Genomic DNA, 15483 nt, shown 5'->3' with positions numbered 1-15483 from the left:
TTTAAACATTATTACTTTTAATTATTGCAGTTTAATGAAACGTTGAAGACATTTTTAATGTGAACTGACAGATCATCACTCTACTGTACTGAAAATACGCGCATTGATACGGCTTCTGTTACAATGCCCCTGCTTTTTATATTCATCATATACTGGGGTTCCTTATGTCCACACTTGCCACCCTAAAATCACTTCTCGCCCAGCGCATCCTGATCATTGATGGTGCGATGGGAACTATGATTCAACGCCATAAATTAGAAGAAGAAGATTATCGTGGGGAACGTTTTGCAGACTGGGCATCGGACCTTAAAGGTAATAACGATTTATTGGTTCTAACACAACCACAAATTATTCAAAGCATTCATGAAGCGTATTTGGATGCTGGTGCCGATATTATCGAAACCAACAGCTTCAATGGTACTCGCGTCTCAATGTCCGATTACCACATGGAAGATTTGGTTCCTGAGATCAACCGTGAAGCTGCGCGTTTGGCGAGAGCTGCCTGTGATAAATACTCAACGCCAGATAAACCACGCTTTGTGGCTGGTGTATTGGGTCCAACATCACGCACCTGTTCAATTTCGCCAAATGTAAATGATCCTGCGTTTCGTAACATTACTTTCGATGAACTCAAAGAAAACTATATAGAAGCAACCCATGCTTTGATCGAAGGTGGTTCGGACATCCTCCTGATCGAAACCGTTTTTGATACCTTAAACTGTAAGGCTGCGATCTTTGCGGTCAAAGAAGTCTTCAAGCAAATCGGTCGTGAACTGCCATTGATGATTTCAGGCACGATTACCGATGCATCTGGTCGTACCTTAACAGGTCAAACTGCCGAAGCATTCTGGAACTCTGTCCGTCACGGCGACTTACTTTCTATCGGCTTTAACTGTGCTTTGGGTGCAGACGCAATGCGCCCGCACGTTAAAACCATTGCCGATATTGCTGATACCTTTGTTTCAGCGCATCCAAATGCAGGCTTGCCAAACGCGTTTGGTGAATATGATGAAACGCCTGAACAAACGGCTGAATTCATCAAAGAATTTGCTGAAAGTGGTTTGATCAATATCACAGGCGGATGCTGTGGTACCACACCAGATCATATTCGCGCTATTTATAATGCCGTAAAAGATATTAAACCGCGACAAATACCTGAAACCGTTCCTGCCTGTCGTTTAAGTGGTTTAGAGCCATTTAACATTTATGATGACTCACTCTTTGTGAATGTCGGTGAACGTACCAACGTCACAGGTTCAAAAAAATTCCTGCGTTTAATCCGTGAAGAAAACTTTGCAGAAGCCTTAGAAGTTGCTCAGCAACAAGTGGTGGCAGGCGCACAGATCATCGATATTAATATGGATGAAGGGATGCTCGATTCGCAAACTGCGATGGTGCATTTCCTGAATCTTGTGGCATCTGAGCCAGATATTTCTCGTGTACCGATCATGATTGACTCATCAAAATGGGAAATCATTGAAGCAGGTTTAAAATGCGTGCAAGGTAAACCCGTCGTCAACTCGATTTCCTTAAAAGAAGGTTATGACGAGTTTGTCGAGAAAGCACGTTTATGCCGCCAGTATGGTGCTGCTGTGATTGTCATGGCTTTTGACGAAGCTGGACAAGCAGATACCGCTGCGCGTAAACGCGAAATCTGTAAACGCTCTTATGACATTTTGGTCAATGAAGTCGGCTACCCTGCTGAAGATATTATTTTTGACCCGAACGTCTTTGCCATTGCAACAGGTATTGAAGAACACAACAACTATGCTGTGGACTTTATCGAAGCAACGGGTTGGATCAAACAGAACTTACCCCATGCGATGATTTCAGGTGGTGTATCTAACGTCTCATTCTCATTCCGTGGGAATGAACCTGTCCGTGAAGCGATTCACTCAGTATTCCTCTATCATGCCATCAAACAAGGCATGACCATGGGGATCGTCAATGCTGGGCAAATGGCCATTTATGATGATATTGACCCTGAGCTCAAAGCAGCAGTTGAAGATGTTGTTCTCAATCAAAACCAAGGTGAGTCGGGTCAAATCGCCACTGAAAAGTTGCTTGAAGTTGCTGAAAAATACCGCGGTCAAGGCGGTGCGCAACGTGAAGCGGAAAACCTCGAGTGGCGTAATCAATCTGTAGAAAAGCGTCTTGAATATGCCCTCGTCAAAGGCATCACCACCTATATTGATGAAGATACAGAAGAAGCGCGTTTAAAAGCAAAACGTCCACTTGATGTGATTGAAGGCGCATTGATGGATGGTATGAACGTCGTCGGCGACTTATTCGGTTCGGGCAAAATGTTCCTACCACAAGTGGTCAAATCTGCGCGTGTAATGAAACAAGCGGTGGCATGGCTGAATCCGTATATCGAGGCTGCAAAAACAAATAGTAAACCTAAAGGTAAAGTCCTGATGGCAACCGTCAAAGGCGACGTTCATGATATTGGTAAAAATATCGTGGGTGTAGTACTTGGTTGTAATGGCTACGATATCGTTGACCTTGGTGTCATGGTTCCTTGTGAGAAAATCCTGCAAACGGCGATTGATGAGAAATGTGACATCATCGGTTTGTCGGGTTTGATTACCCCATCTCTGGATGAAATGGTGTTTGTTGCCAAAGAAATGCAGCGTAAAGGCTTTAATATTCCGCTATTGATTGGTGGTGCGACCACATCAAAAGCACATACCGCAGTAAAAATTGATCCACAATATTCAAATGATGCAGTGATTTATGTTGCCGATGCATCACGTGCGGTGGGTGTTGCAACCACCCTACTTTCACCTGAAATGCGCGGTAGTTTTATCGCAGAACAACGTGCTGAATATGCCAAAATTCGTGAACGCTTAGCCAATAAACAACCTAAAGCGGCAAAACTGAGCTATCCAGAATCTGTTAAAAATGGCTTTAAGGTCGATAAAGATTATGTGCCGCCGATTCCAAATACATTGGGCACGCATGTTCTCACCAACTACCCACTTGCAACCTTGGTGGAGTATTTTGACTGGACACCATTCTTTATTTCTTGGAGTTTGGCAGGAAAATTCCCGAAAATTTTACAAGATGTAGTTGTGGGTGAAGCAGCAACAGATTTATATAACCAAGCTCAAGCGATGTTAAAAGATGTGATCGACAATAAACTGTTCGATGCTCGTGCCGTGTTTGGTTTATACCCTGCGCAACGTACTGGTTCGGATACGGTCAGTGTATTTGATGAAACAGCTCAGCAGCTCACACATACTTTTGAACATGTACGCCAGCAATCTGACAAAGTCACAGGTAAACCAAATCTGTCTTTAGCTGACTTTATTAAACAATCTGAGCAGCCAGAAGATTATCTTGGTGGTTTTACCGTGTCGATCTTCGGTGCGGAAGAATTGGCAAATGAATATAAAGCCAAAGGTGATGACTATTCTGCGATTTTAATTCAGTCATTGGCAGATCGTTTTGCTGAAGCATTTGCCGAGCATTTACATCAGCGTGTCCGTAAAGAGTTTTGGGGTTATAAAGCGGATGAGACTTTGGGCAATGAAGAATTGATCAAAGAGAAATATGTCGGTATTCGTCCTGCGCCGGGTTATCCTGCTTGTCCAGAGCACTCCGAGAAAGCGGTGTTATTTGACTGGTTAGGTTCAGAAGCGAAGATTGGTACCAAGTTGACTGAACACTTTGCGATGATGCCACCTTCGTCTGTCAGTGGTTTCTATTACTCGCATCCTGAAAGTGAATACTTTAACGTGGGCAAGATTTCTCAAGATCAGCTTGAAGATTATGCGAAGCGTAAAGGTTGGACACTGGATGAAGCGAAGCGTTGGTTAGCACCAAATTTAGATGATTCGATTGGTTGATCCTTGTGAAGCAATGCTTCTCACTTCCTTAAAAAGAGGGAGATGTCATGTGATTAAATGAATTACGTGACAGCTCCTCCCTTTTTTAAAGGGAGGTTGGGAGGGATTAAATTAGTAATATTTGTATTAATATAATTCGTAAATACCATTAATAAAGACTTATGACAAATCAGACATTTACTGGAAGTGATCCAACTTGGGCTAATGCTTGTGTTGGTGAAAATGGCTCACCTAATTACATCCAATACTCAAAAGGCTATTCCAAAGCTGCAAATTTACTATTGAATAATGTTTTGAACACTCGTGGTAAAGAAGTTGATTTATACATTTACCCAATCTGCTTCAATATGCGTCACTCTATTGAACTTAGAATTAAAGGTGCTATTCAAGAAATTAGTGAATTAGGAAAAATTAAAAATACGAAGATGCATTCTTTTGATTTAGTTAGCTCACATGACATCGGCAATATTTGGTCATATTTCAAGACAAATTCGGAAATCTTAGATATTCGATTTAAAACACTAAATGACAAATTAGATGCAACTATTGTAGATATGGCAGAAATAGACTCGACAGGTCAAACTTTTAGATATCCATCTAACAATAAAGATAAAAAACATCTAGTTAATCAAAAAGTCATAAACAGTCTAATTTTAAAAATTAAATTTAATGAGCTTGAAAGAAATTTAGATGATCTTATATATTTAACAGATTCATTGATTGATGAATATAAATTAGGCACATTTACATCAAAACTTTCAAGAGCTCAAATTTTTAACTTTGTCAAACTACTTCCTTCATATCATGAATGGTCTAAAATTTCCTTCAAAGAAATAAAAGAAGACCTAAAGTTCAAATATGATCTATCAAATAATGATTTTTCAAAAATAGTAAATCATATAAAAAATAATTATGAATTAAGCTCTAAAATAGGTTTAAAGAAAAATTTAGCTTTTTTAAGCGATAGTGATATCTTAGAAGCATGCGATATTTGGGTTACTTACTATGAGCCAAAATTTAGAGAACTTTATAATCATACAGATTTAGTTTCAGAAGATAATTCTTCAGATCAAATAGAAGAATGGATTAAAAGTGCTGAATTACATAAAAAGGGTATGGATTTATTAAAAAATAATTTATTAGCAGATTATGTCTCTGATCTTCAGGCTTTGTACTATTTGTCTATAGACCAGCATCAATACAGTGAGAATTATATGATCCGCTTTAAGAACTTCCAGAATGAAGCTAAATATAAGAATTTATCAGACTCTTTAGATCATCTATTATCTAAAAGCACATTCTTAGAAGAATTATTAAAAAGCCTATTTTTTCTTAATCAAATAGATTTAGCTGAACGAATTATTGAAATTTACGATTTAGAAACTATTTTCGATTTTATACCTCAAGCTAGGCTTGGAAGGTTTTTTAAACATTTTAAGTTATTAGGTTATTAAAGTTACCTTTACTTATAATCCCTCCCAACCTCCCTTTAAAAAAGGGAGGAGCTTCAAGAATCAAACACCATCATCAAATTCACGGCAAGTCCCACTTTACCAAACGTGAGAAACTGCGTTTCGCAAGAGGGTGAATTGAAATCTCTGCTTCCAAAAAAAATAACTACTTGATACAGATCAGAATTTAGAATAAATCATTTAAATGACAACTTTTTCTTTCTGTAACATCACTTATAGAATCAACTAAGAGCATATTCTTATTCCCATCACCTCTATAAGCTCCAACAACCTCAGCATATACAGGTTTTATCATATCTTTTTCCTTAGATAAAAAGTTTGATACTGCTTTTTCATCACTCCATTCAGCATCTTTTAATATGTATATATTTGAACCACCATCACAGCGATTTAAAATAACTTTTTTATCATCAACTTCTAGTGTGCCAATAAAAATATCCATTACTTCATCTGATTCAACAGTCTCAGCAAATACAATCGAAGGATTAAATAGTACATACATAACTAAAGAAAATATAAGATAAGTTTTTTTCATTGAAACGTTCCTAGCGTATGACATCGAAAAATATATTCGTCTGATGATTCATTCAATTTTAGTCATTAAGTTTAATATGCTTTTTACTAAACTACTTTCATAAATTTGAGGATATAAATAATTATAATCCTCCCCAACCCTCCTTTACAAAGGAGGAAGTACCTAGAATCCAATAACTGCTTTAGATTCACGGCAGTCTCCCTTTGCCAAAGGTGAGAACCTAAGTTCCGCAAGAGGGAGATTCCAAGCTCTGCTGAACACTCCAATAAACCTGCTCCACCACAGCATGAGTTTCAGTCAAAATCTGATGATTAGAAAACCTGAGAACCAAAAGCCCTAACTCACTTAAAGTTTGATCTCGATTCTGATCCGCTTCCAAACCCTCTTCTGTATAATGCTGCCCACCATCACATTCAATTACTAAATTTACTGCGGGACAATAGAAATCCACAATAAAATTTAGAATAGGCTTCTGTCTATAAAACTGTAGTCCTAAAATCTGTTTACGTCTTATTCTTTGCCATAGCAGTTGCTCAGCATCTGTCATACTACTTCTTAAATTTCGAGATGCTTGTTTTAGATTCTTATTATAAGGCTTCATCAATACCTACATTTTTAAACAGAGAACTGCTCCATAAACACTCCTCCACCCTAGTCAAATTATTTTGATATTTAACGCTATTTAGAGCCTATATCATTTAAATATAGGCTCTTTCTTCTCACAACTCTTTCTGTTTCTCAATTAAATCATCAAGGTTCTGATAAACACGTAAGACACGATCTTTATGAGTTCGTGCATGATCTAGACGTTGTTCAGGGTCGACCAAAAGCAAGGTATGGCCATCATCAATCAAGCGATCGACTCCCTCTAGGAACATACGTTTACCGACATCATGAATGATTGAAATTTGAGTCAAATCAATCACGATTGTGCTTTGATCAATCGGCTCAGCTTGTAAAATACGCAATAACATTTCTGCTTCAGTAAATTTCAAAACGCCCCGAAGCACATACACACTTAATGATGCATTTTTCCCAGTTCGATAATGGCTCTGTACAATGGTCTGTGCTGAAGGTGTGCCTTCCATCAGATGCAAACCCATATCACGAGATAATCTTTCCAAGATATCAATGCCACGGACACTATTGCCGTGTTCATCAAGCTTCGGAGAAAAAACAGCAATGCTGACCTGACCTGGCAACACACCTAATATTCCGCCTGCGACACCACTTTTGGCAGGAATTCCAACAGTCGTGAGCCAGTCACCTGCTGCATCATACATGCCACAGCTCATCATCACGCTCAGGACTTGTCGTACCACAGCGCTATTCAATAAACGTTTTCCTGTTTTAGGATCGATACCACCGTTGGCAAGCACACTGCCCATACGTACCAGATCTTTGACGGTTACTAAGATCGAGCATTGACGAATATAGCCATTCACAATATCAACAGGATCAGTTTCCAAAATCCCTACTGTTCTCAACATATAACCAATCGAAAGATTGCGATACGCAGTTTTCACCTCAGAATCATAAACAGCATCATCAAAACGCAGTTCACGTCCTGCAAGCTCACTCAAAAATTGCCGTAAAATTTCTGCGCTAGATAAATTTTCTTTAGCGGGGATCAATGAATGTGTGGTGATTGCACCTGAGTTAATCATCGGATTTTTAGGACGGCGATCTTTACCCAATGAAATTTCATTAAATGCCTCACCCGATGGTTCAACCCCAACTTTATCTAATACAGCATCAATGCCAAGCTGTTGTAGCACATAGGCATAAGTGAATGGTTTAGACATCGATTGAATTGTGAATTCAATCTCATCATCCCCAACTGAATAGATTTCACCATCTACTGTGGACAAAGCTAGCGCCAAACGATTGGGATTTGCATTTGCCAACTCAGGAATATAATCGGCTAGATGACCACCGTTATCGATATCACAGGCATCAATCACATGTGCCAAATAATCAGGAAGAGGAGTTTTCATGGTCATCTAGCCTTTGAATGTTTCAAGTTATAATTTAGATTAAGTCTTATAGTACAGATTACTGATAATATTGAAATTATAGCTTTTGTAATAATTTAAAGGTTGCCATACACCGTGTAAACTTAAAGTATGTTTTAAAATGCCATACATCAAACTAATTCATCCGCTCCACAAACAACACACCATCCAAATGATCCACTTCGTGTTGAACGATCCGCGCGGGAAAACCCTCATATGTGGTTTCAACCACCTCACCTTGCAAAGTGTAATAACGTACTTTGATCGCTTGTGCTCGCTCCACTACCCCGCGCTGATCTGGCACACTCAAGCACCCTTCTTCACCTAAACAAGTGGCTTGAGAAAAGGCTAGAATCTCAGGATTCACCATCACTACTGCATCCATTTCAGGCGCATCGGGATAGCGTATATTTGGACGAGAAGCGACAATAATAATTCGTTTTGAAATATAAACCTGCGGTGCTGCAATTCCAACACCATTACGATCAAGCATGGTCGCATGCATCGCTGAAGCAAGTTGCATCAACCATTCACTATTAAACTCTCCATCCCCAACGGTTGCAGCTTTAAGGGTTAAAATATTTTCACCGCGCTGTGCTACAGCTAAAACCACACTCATAACAATGACCTTATTCTTGATCAAATAGTAAATAACATAGTATTGGATATTTCATGTGGCTTCTATCATTTTCACGCTAAAATAAAAAAACGCTCCGTATTGATGGTACGAAGCGTTTTTTCTAATCTAAGTTAAATTAAAGATTTTTCTTTAATTCATCAGCAACAATTTCAATTTCGAGTTGGCTAAATTTACGAATTTCACCTTCAGCATGTCTTTCTAGCATACCGCCGATCAATGGCACTTTTACTTTTACAGTCCAAGTCAAAGAGATATTTACTTTTTCACTGTCACCCGTAACACTACGCTCACCTTTTGCTTCTAAAGGTAAATTTGCACCCAACTCAACCGTTGAAGTTAAATTTTTCAAATGGGTAATATCAGAACGTTTTAAGCGGAATGCATTTTTTAACAACTTTTTCGCAACATCTGGAATATTTACATCAAGATTATATTCACGGCGCAGCGTATAAGTATCACCGTTTATAGCAGATTCAATAATTTCTAAGTTTTCCCCAGGAATACGTTTACACACTGCTTCATGCAAAGCTGTATTCGCAACCAGTCTTGAAAAGTCTTCAATTGAAACACCATGAATTGTTTCATTTACCGTAAATTGATGTGCCATTTTTAAATTTCCATTTCGTTTTATTTAGGATTTCATCACCGTCCGAAGTATATCATTCTCATCAGAATCACAAAGTGTGAACTAGCAAAAATTGGTGACTGCTCCGATTAGTTATTCTTATTGTGATTTTCTCGTGTGCCTAATTTTACAGCAATTGAGGTTGTACGACTGATCAATAAATATTGATAGCCATATTCAATCACAGCATAGAAATGTTCTGCACCATCGTCTAAGCCTGTTGCCGACCATGTCGTACCTTGAGGAAACTCATCTAACCACGTCGCCTTATAAAAATCTGAAACCGAATCAAAACATAAATATGTTTCAGGATCGGCGATTATTTTAGTTGCCATCTGGTCGAATTTTTGCTGTTTAAAAGCATCTAAGCTGAGTAACACAAAGGTTCCTATTTTTATTTGCTAGAGGCGGCTCAAGTATGTTATCAACATATTAGGGTCTTCAACAAACCCAAATGATCACAACGATAAATTATAAGGAGTAACCATGTCTTATCAAAATATTTTAGTCCCTGTGGACGACTCTCCAATTTCTTATGCGGCGGTTGAACATGCACTGTCTTTGGCGAAATTATCAGGTGCAAAAGTCACAGTGCTGAGTGTGGTTGCAGTTGATCCTTATGTGGGCGTGGACTTTTACCAAGTTGCACCTGCGATAACTGAGCATTTTATGCAAGCTGAAGCACATGCAAAAACGCAGTTACAGGACATTGCTCAATCATTTAGTCAAAATGATATCAATGTTGCCACTAAAATTTATCATGGCTCGGCCAGTGAAGGCATTCTTTTTGTTGCTGATGAAATTGGAGCAGATTTGATTATTATGGGTTCGCATGGTCGTACTGGGGTAAAACGTTTATTGCTCGGTAGTGTTGCTCGTACAGTCCTGACTGAATCACACATTCCAGTTCTGGTCATAAAGCAATAAAATATCTTTTGATTCAAAAACCTTGTGCTAAATCACAAGGTTTTTTATTGCATTACCGCTATTCTCGAAAAGTTTGCCAGCTTTCAAAAGCATGCTGCTTATATACCTTTAATTCAGAAAACTGAGGAATAATTGCCTCGCTTTGTGTCGGTCTTAAAAACACAAAATCATCTACTTGAATATCATAATCTTTCGGGACATTAACCAACTCTTGATTGCTACTACGTCCATACAAAACATGTGAATGTGCTTGTTTTGGATAGACATAATTTGCTAGCCAATATCCTCCATAAATAAACAACGCCTTAGATTTATGTGGCAATTTATCGAGGAAAGACATAGATGGAAGCTGAGTAAAAGGCAGTACTTTTAATACAGGCGCGGCAATCCATAACGCAGGTTGCAAAGCTTTTAAAAAATCACTGTCAAAATCGCTTGGTTTTAATAACATCGAGCCGAAAGATAAGTCGTTGCAAACACTTTCAGTAGTATGAAAACTAAAAGTTGGACTACCACCACCATTAAAACAAAGTTCATCATTCCATAACATTGGGAACTGTTTTTGAATGAGATTTTGATAATTGGCATAAATCTGTTGTGATTCTATATACGCAAGTTCAGGCTTTTTAATGATGGCTGGAATTTTAGTGACATGTGCATCGTAGCCCATTAAACCTGATAGCTTTAAATACTGTGGGTATTGCTGAATCAGCTTCAATATTTCAGCCAATTGCTGGGTGGATTGCACGCCACCACGATGTAAGCCGACATCAATTTCAATATTCACGTTTAAGCAAATTGAATACACCTGAGCAATTTCCAAATACTGCTGTAGTCGTTGTTTGGTATCAACCAGCCACTGAACCTTTGCATCTAACCATTCGGAATGCTTTTCATAAAAATAACGAGCGGCTTGGGCTGGCATGGGCTTGCCTAATAAGATATCAGCTTCAGCAAAGTTTTCTAAGATTGAAATAATATGTGGTTGGTGAAACACCATAAAGCGTTGCGTATTGATCTGTTCAGACAACATTTTTAATAAATCTAGACAGGCAAGTGATTTCACCACCAAACGAGCTTTCAAGTGCTGAGCATGTGACAAACGCACTTGTACATGTTGGATATTTTGTTTTAAAGCGGCCGCATCTACGATGAGTTGTGGTGTCATAACCCCCTGTTTTTTTAGATCGAAATTGAGTTGTTTAAAATAATGATCCAACATTTTCATATCCTTTTCTTTATCTTGATTCTAAATACAGTCTGATACGAAGACTCTTCCAACTCATAAAAAATTCTATTTAACCCCAAAACAACTTTTCTAAATATGGATTTAAAAACTTGGCTTGCGGATCAAGTCGCTGACGCACGGCCATAAAATCATCCCACTTTGGATATAAAGCACGCAACTGCGTGGTGGTTATATTATGCATTTTCCCCCAATGTGGACGCCCTTTATATTTCTGCAAAATCGGTTCTATCACATCAAAAATCAAACGCGGATCTTGTTTATGATATTGATGAACTGAGATCGAAATCGAGTCTTGCTGATAAAAAGGACTCAACCAAATATCATCACCTTTGACAAAGCGAAATTCGAGTGGGAAAAAAGTTGAGACTTTATAATTTCTTAAGGTATGTAAAACCTCATCTAGACATTCGATGCCTTGCTCAACAGGAATCTGATATTCCATTTCATTGAATTTAGTATTGCGCGGCGTTGGAAATATCTTACTCGACCAATCCACATAAGTTGTTGGTTTAACCAGTACCCCTAAAAGCTTCTGCAAATAGGGATTGATTGGTGGGAAAAATCGGGTGAGCTCAGAGCACATGGTCAGCAAAGTATCATCCGATGGGAAGTTTTCTTTACGTGGCAAGAGCTCCTCATCAGTTTCATCTAAGGTTTTTAACATCACCTGTTTTTCGTAGGAAAATACAAAACACTCAATGTGCCGATGTTGATGCTTCCATTGCTGAATATGTTGCATCATGTCTTTGACTGGGCAAAGTTCGATATGCTCTTTTAGCTTGTAGCGCGGACGATTTTGCATGGTAATCTTGGTCAAAATCCCTAAACTGCCTAAGGAAACACGTCCTGCGGCAAAAATTTCAGGATGTTCTGTTCGACTACATTTTAGGATTTCACCTGAAGCCGTCAGTAACTCAAAGGCTTCGACATAAGCTGAAATACAATGTAAGTCTGCGCCTGTGCCATGCGTTCCTGTTGAAACTGCACCTGCCAGACTCTGCTGATCGATATCGCCCTGATTCATCAAGGCTTGATTGATCGGGTGTAAGTGTTGGTCTAAATTGTATAATCGTGTTCCTGCATAGATGGTACTTTGACAGCGGTCAATATCTGAAGACTCAACACCTGCAATACGATCTAAAGACAATAACAAATCATCGGTACAGACCAAAGGCGTAAATGAATGTCCTGCACCGACCACCCGTATTTTTGGATAATCTTGCACAATTCGCTGTAACTCTAAAATATTGGTCGGTTGTAAAATCTGCTCAGGATAAGCTTTTTGAAAACCTGACCAATTCGACCAAGTTGCCTGACTAAATTCATTCATACTGCCTCTCCTTGGCGTACGGCAGTTTTTAAGTTACCGTGATTGGTTCGCTTTGCGAGTTCTTGTTCTGGAATCGGCTTTGGCCGCGTCGTTTGATCATAACCTTGAACATCATTACGTTTATTCTTATCTCGCAATAATTGTTCTGCTAAATGTTTGAATTTGCTTTGACAAGCGGCAAGTGTCCATTGACCAAATAAGGTATGCCCACCTTCATAAGCTTGTTCTTGGTATTCCTCATAAGTGGTGACATACCCCATATAATCATTGCAATAAGAACTTAACCAAACTCGATCTATATCAGGCTGATCAGCCAAAACTTGTTTTACACTATGAACAACGCGTTGTCCTGCAATGGTCGTAAACTCACCCGGACAGCACGCAAGTGCTAACTGACCTAATCGAATGATTTGTAATGGCACTACACTCGGCACTAAAGGACTTCGCTGAATTGCCCCTACTTTGACTTGTCGATTCATTTCTGCAATCAACGGATCAAGCATACTCGGCGGAAAACCAATCGGCTGCCCTAAAATCTTTTTTGCGCCTGCTTCTAGTAAAATCAGCTTTGGTCCTTGTGAGGCATATAGTTGTTGATAGGCAGTAGAATCAGACGCTAAAGGATGCTTGGTTTTTTGTTTTCGAAATTGATTGGCTAAAAACTGCATCGCTTTGATTAAAGGCTTTGGCGCACCGAGTCCATCGACAGGCGTTCCTGCAAAAAAAGCAACGCCATGACACGGTTGACTGGTTTTTGCACCGACTCGCCCAGCAGCAAACTCAGGCGGAATTTCAATATTGCTTAAATCCACATAAGACAATACTGCATCAATTTCCCCCTTTATCTGTTGCAAAGGATGCTGAAATGCCATTAAAGCCAATTCACTTTGATAACGTCCATTTTGTTGTGCATATTGGTACTCTTGTTCGCCTTTAATTTTGTTGCGAATCTTGAGTTGGTTTTTGCCATGAAAATGTGGGGAAACATCGCCTGCTGTTGCTTGCGCAAAAATCGTGACAGGATTTTGAATCCCTTGATCAATCAAAGCCTGCTCTGAAAATGCAGCGGCATAGCCCTTATTATCGCCATCATGTGCCTTTAGCTTATTTCCAAGACAGGTGGCATGTACCCCAAACAAAGAAATAAAGGATTGTAATTTTTGCTCCCGATAAAAACCGACCAGTTGCATTTCACGATTCATCGCCAAATGTGTTTCAGTTTCTGAATATTGGATGACATCAGGATTACGGTTATAAGCCTTAATTGAACGATTCCATGCCACAGGTATGTTTTCTGCAAAACTCTGTGTGGTCAGGAAAATCTCAGTCTCTTGTTCTTGCTCTATGGCAGTCAGAATACTCAGAATAATCGCATCGACAATCGCACTTAAGTGTTCGGGCACAAAACCCGGTGTTGGCATGTTATACAAGGCTTCATGTGCACAGCCGCCCGGCCCTGAATGGGTATGGGTTGCGGTCAAGACCAATTGATTTTCATTAAACGCTGAACCAAAGCTTTGCTGAAGTCTCGTCACCGTTTGACTACGCATGGCATGGGTAATACAGCCCAAGTCTAAACAGCAAAAAATAAGCCGATTTTGCTGCTGATCGACGATGCTAAAACTACGCGCATATAAAGCCGTTCGCTTTTCATAAGCTCGATGTGACCATTGACCATAGCCAAACATGGCGTAGCCTTTGGGTTTTATTTGAATTTCCTGCTTATCCCAACCAACCTGATACATTGGTACATTCCCTTATTAAATTCTTTTTCTAACTATCTGTTATAAAGCATGTTTAAAGTTAAACAAAATTATGCGATAGCCAAAAGCGTTAAGGGAATTTATTTTTTTATAAAAAGGGATTTTGGTCTAAAAAAATGTATTTTTTGTCAAATGTTCAACAGATTATCATTCAAGCACAAACAAGCTTAGGACTCATTACGATCCTAAGCTTGCTTTAAATAACCAAAAAATAGAGACTTAACTTGCAGCTTTATAAAACGGCACATCACCACTTATGGTGGCGCGATGCATAATCCGATGTGCATCACCATAATCAAATAAAGCCTTATGCTGCGTGCAACGATTATCCCAAATTGCCACGTCACCCGCTTGCCACTGCCAACGTAAATGAAACTGCTCATTGGTCGCATGCTCAAATAAATACTGCAACAACTCAGCACTTTCCGCCTCATCTAATTCATTAATACGCGTGGTAAAACCTTCACTCACGAATAAAATCGGCTGACCTGTGACAGGATGGGTTCTCACCACTGGATGAATGACTGGAGGATTACGTTTAAAGGTTTGTTCCAGTTTTTGACGCTCAACTTCATTATGTGCAAAACGTTCAATCGGGAAAGACTGACGAATATCATGGGTAGCCGTTAAGCCCTGCAACTTTTGCTGTAAGTCTTGATCCAGTGCAGCAAATGCAGCGACTCCACTTGACCACAGTGTATCGCCACCCACAGGTGGAATCTTGATGGCTTGTAAGACGCAACCCAATGGCGGATTTTGGCTAAACGTGACATCGGTATGCCAAAGTTCATTGTCCCGTAAGTCTTGTTTCCAACTATCTAATACAATGATTTCAGGTACATTTTCCACCGTTGGAAAAATCGGATGAATATGCAAAGAACCAAAACCACGTGCCAAATCAGCTTGGGCTTGCGGTGCTAACTGCTGATGACGGAAGAAAATCACATGATGATCAAGCAACGCCTGTTGAATGTGTTGGGTGGTCTTTTCATCAACCGTATTTAGATCTACATCGTGAATAATTGCACCAATGCTTGGTTTAATGATTTCAATATTTAACGTCATTTTTACATCCA

Annotated in this window: 13 protein-coding genes; 3 read left to right on the top strand and 10 right to left on the bottom strand. The window is 39.3% G+C overall.

Features of this window, described 5'->3' with window-relative positions:
- Positions 1-164 precede the first annotated feature (164 nt).
- Together metH and F903_RS06840 are read left to right on the top strand one after the other, a co-directional pair.
- Positions 165-3851, top strand: a complete 3687-nt coding sequence (gene metH / locus F903_RS06845) for a methionine synthase (protein WP_005195702.1) — start codon at positions 165-167, stop codon at positions 3849-3851.
- 161 nt (positions 3852-4012) lie between these two features.
- Positions 4013-5305, top strand: a complete 1293-nt coding sequence (locus tag F903_RS06840; RefSeq protein WP_005195700.1) for a hypothetical protein — start codon at positions 4013-4015, stop codon at positions 5303-5305.
- Positions 5306-5489: 184 nt separating this feature from the next.
- On the opposite strand, the gene F903_RS06835 is transcribed toward F903_RS06840, so the two are convergent.
- The 6 genes from F903_RS06835 to F903_RS06810 all read right to left on the bottom strand — a co-directional run bounded on the left by F903_RS06835 (position 5490) and on the right by F903_RS06810 (position 9518).
- On the bottom strand, positions 5490-5858 hold the full coding sequence (locus F903_RS06835) for a hypothetical protein (RefSeq protein WP_005195699.1): 369 nt from the start codon (positions 5856-5858) through the stop codon (positions 5490-5492).
- Between the two features lie 220 nt (positions 5859-6078).
- Positions 6079-6459, bottom strand: a complete 381-nt coding sequence (locus tag F903_RS06830) for an endonuclease domain-containing protein (RefSeq protein ID WP_005195697.1) — start codon at positions 6457-6459, stop codon at positions 6079-6081.
- A gap of 118 nt (positions 6460-6577) precedes the next feature.
- Positions 6578-7855: a glutaminase gene (locus F903_RS06825; RefSeq protein WP_005195695.1), complete on the bottom strand. Its 1278-nt coding sequence runs from the start codon at positions 7853-7855 to the stop codon at positions 6578-6580.
- Positions 7856-8009: 154 nt separating this feature from the next.
- Positions 8010-8492 carry a peptide deformylase gene (gene def / locus F903_RS06820; protein ID WP_005195694.1) on the bottom strand — a complete coding sequence of 161 codons (483 nt, stop codon included), beginning with the start codon at positions 8490-8492 and terminating at the stop codon, positions 8010-8012.
- A gap of 136 nt (positions 8493-8628) precedes the next feature.
- Entirely contained in the window at positions 8629-9120 is a 492-nt protein-coding gene (locus F903_RS06815) for a DUF2505 domain-containing protein (protein ID WP_005195693.1), read from the bottom strand.
- Positions 9121-9227: 107 nt separating this feature from the next.
- A complete protein-coding gene (locus F903_RS06810; protein WP_005195692.1) occupies positions 9228-9518 on the bottom strand; it encodes a hypothetical protein in 291 nt (96 codons plus the stop codon).
- 106 nt (positions 9519-9624) lie between these two features.
- Between F903_RS06810 and F903_RS06805 the strand changes: the two genes are divergently transcribed.
- Positions 9625-10065 (top strand): universal stress protein, encoded by a 441-nt coding sequence (locus F903_RS06805; protein ID WP_004668980.1) that lies wholly within the window; start codon positions 9625-9627, stop codon positions 10063-10065.
- A 58-nt stretch (positions 10066-10123) separates the two neighbouring features.
- On the opposite strand, the gene F903_RS06800 is transcribed toward F903_RS06805, so the two are convergent.
- The 4 genes from F903_RS06800 to tauD all read right to left on the bottom strand — a co-directional run bounded on the left by F903_RS06800 (position 10124) and on the right by tauD (position 15472).
- Complete coding sequence (locus F903_RS06800) at positions 10124-11287, bottom strand: alanine racemase (RefSeq protein WP_005195691.1); 1164 nt, start codon at positions 11285-11287, stop codon at positions 10124-10126.
- A gap of 76 nt (positions 11288-11363) precedes the next feature.
- Entirely contained in the window at positions 11364-12644 is a 1281-nt protein-coding gene (locus F903_RS06795; protein WP_005195690.1) for a D-arabinono-1,4-lactone oxidase, read from the bottom strand.
- Positions 12641-14389 (bottom strand): neutral/alkaline non-lysosomal ceramidase N-terminal domain-containing protein, encoded by a 1749-nt coding sequence (locus F903_RS06790; RefSeq protein WP_005195683.1) that lies wholly within the window; start codon positions 14387-14389, stop codon positions 12641-12643. Before F903_RS06790 ends, F903_RS06795 begins: the two co-directional genes overlap by 4 nt.
- A 237-nt stretch (positions 14390-14626) precedes the next feature.
- Positions 14627-15472, bottom strand: a complete 846-nt coding sequence (gene tauD / locus F903_RS06785; RefSeq protein WP_005195681.1) for a taurine dioxygenase — start codon at positions 15470-15472, stop codon at positions 14627-14629.
- Positions 15473-15483 lie beyond the last annotated feature (11 nt).

It is taken from the genome of Acinetobacter sp. NIPH 298, from assembly GCF_000369505.1.
Lineage (GTDB): Bacteria > Pseudomonadota > Gammaproteobacteria > Pseudomonadales > Moraxellaceae > Acinetobacter.
This window is presented reverse-complemented; position numbering and strand designations above follow the sequence as displayed.

Bases quoted from the DNA above. Each gene is read 5' to 3' on its own strand.
- tauD (WP_005195681.1), bottom strand. From the start codon at position 15,472: ATGACGTTAAATATTGAAATCATTAAACCAAGCATTGGTGCAATTATT.
- F903_RS06830 (WP_005195697.1), bottom strand. From the start codon at position 6,459: ATGAAGCCTTATAATAAGAATCTAAAACAAGCATCTCGAAATTTAAGA.
- F903_RS06805 (WP_004668980.1), top strand. From the start codon at position 9,625: ATGTCTTATCAAAATATTTTAGTCCCTGTGGACGACTCTCCAATTTCT.
- def (WP_005195694.1), bottom strand. From the start codon at position 8,492: ATGAGTGTGGTTTTAGCTGTAGCACAGCGCGGTGAAAATATTTTAACC.
- F903_RS06840 (WP_005195700.1), top strand. From the start codon at position 4,013: ATGACAAATCAGACATTTACTGGAAGTGATCCAACTTGGGCTAATGCT.
- F903_RS06815 (WP_005195693.1), bottom strand. From the start codon at position 9,120: ATGGCACATCAATTTACGGTAAATGAAACAATTCATGGTGTTTCAATT.
- F903_RS06835 (WP_005195699.1), bottom strand. From the start codon at position 5,858: ATGAAAAAAACTTATCTTATATTTTCTTTAGTTATGTATGTACTATTT.
- F903_RS06800 (WP_005195691.1), bottom strand. From the start codon at position 11,287: ATGTTGGATCATTATTTTAAACAACTCAATTTCGATCTAAAAAAACAG.
- F903_RS06795 (WP_005195690.1), bottom strand. From the start codon at position 12,644: ATGAATGAATTTAGTCAGGCAACTTGGTCGAATTGGTCAGGTTTTCAA.
- F903_RS06825 (WP_005195695.1), bottom strand. From the start codon at position 7,855: ATGAAAACTCCTCTTCCTGATTATTTGGCACATGTGATTGATGCCTGT.
- metH (WP_005195702.1), top strand. From the start codon at position 165: ATGTCCACACTTGCCACCCTAAAATCACTTCTCGCCCAGCGCATCCTG.
- F903_RS06790 (WP_005195683.1), bottom strand. From the start codon at position 14,389: ATGTATCAGGTTGGTTGGGATAAGCAGGAAATTCAAATAAAACCCAAA.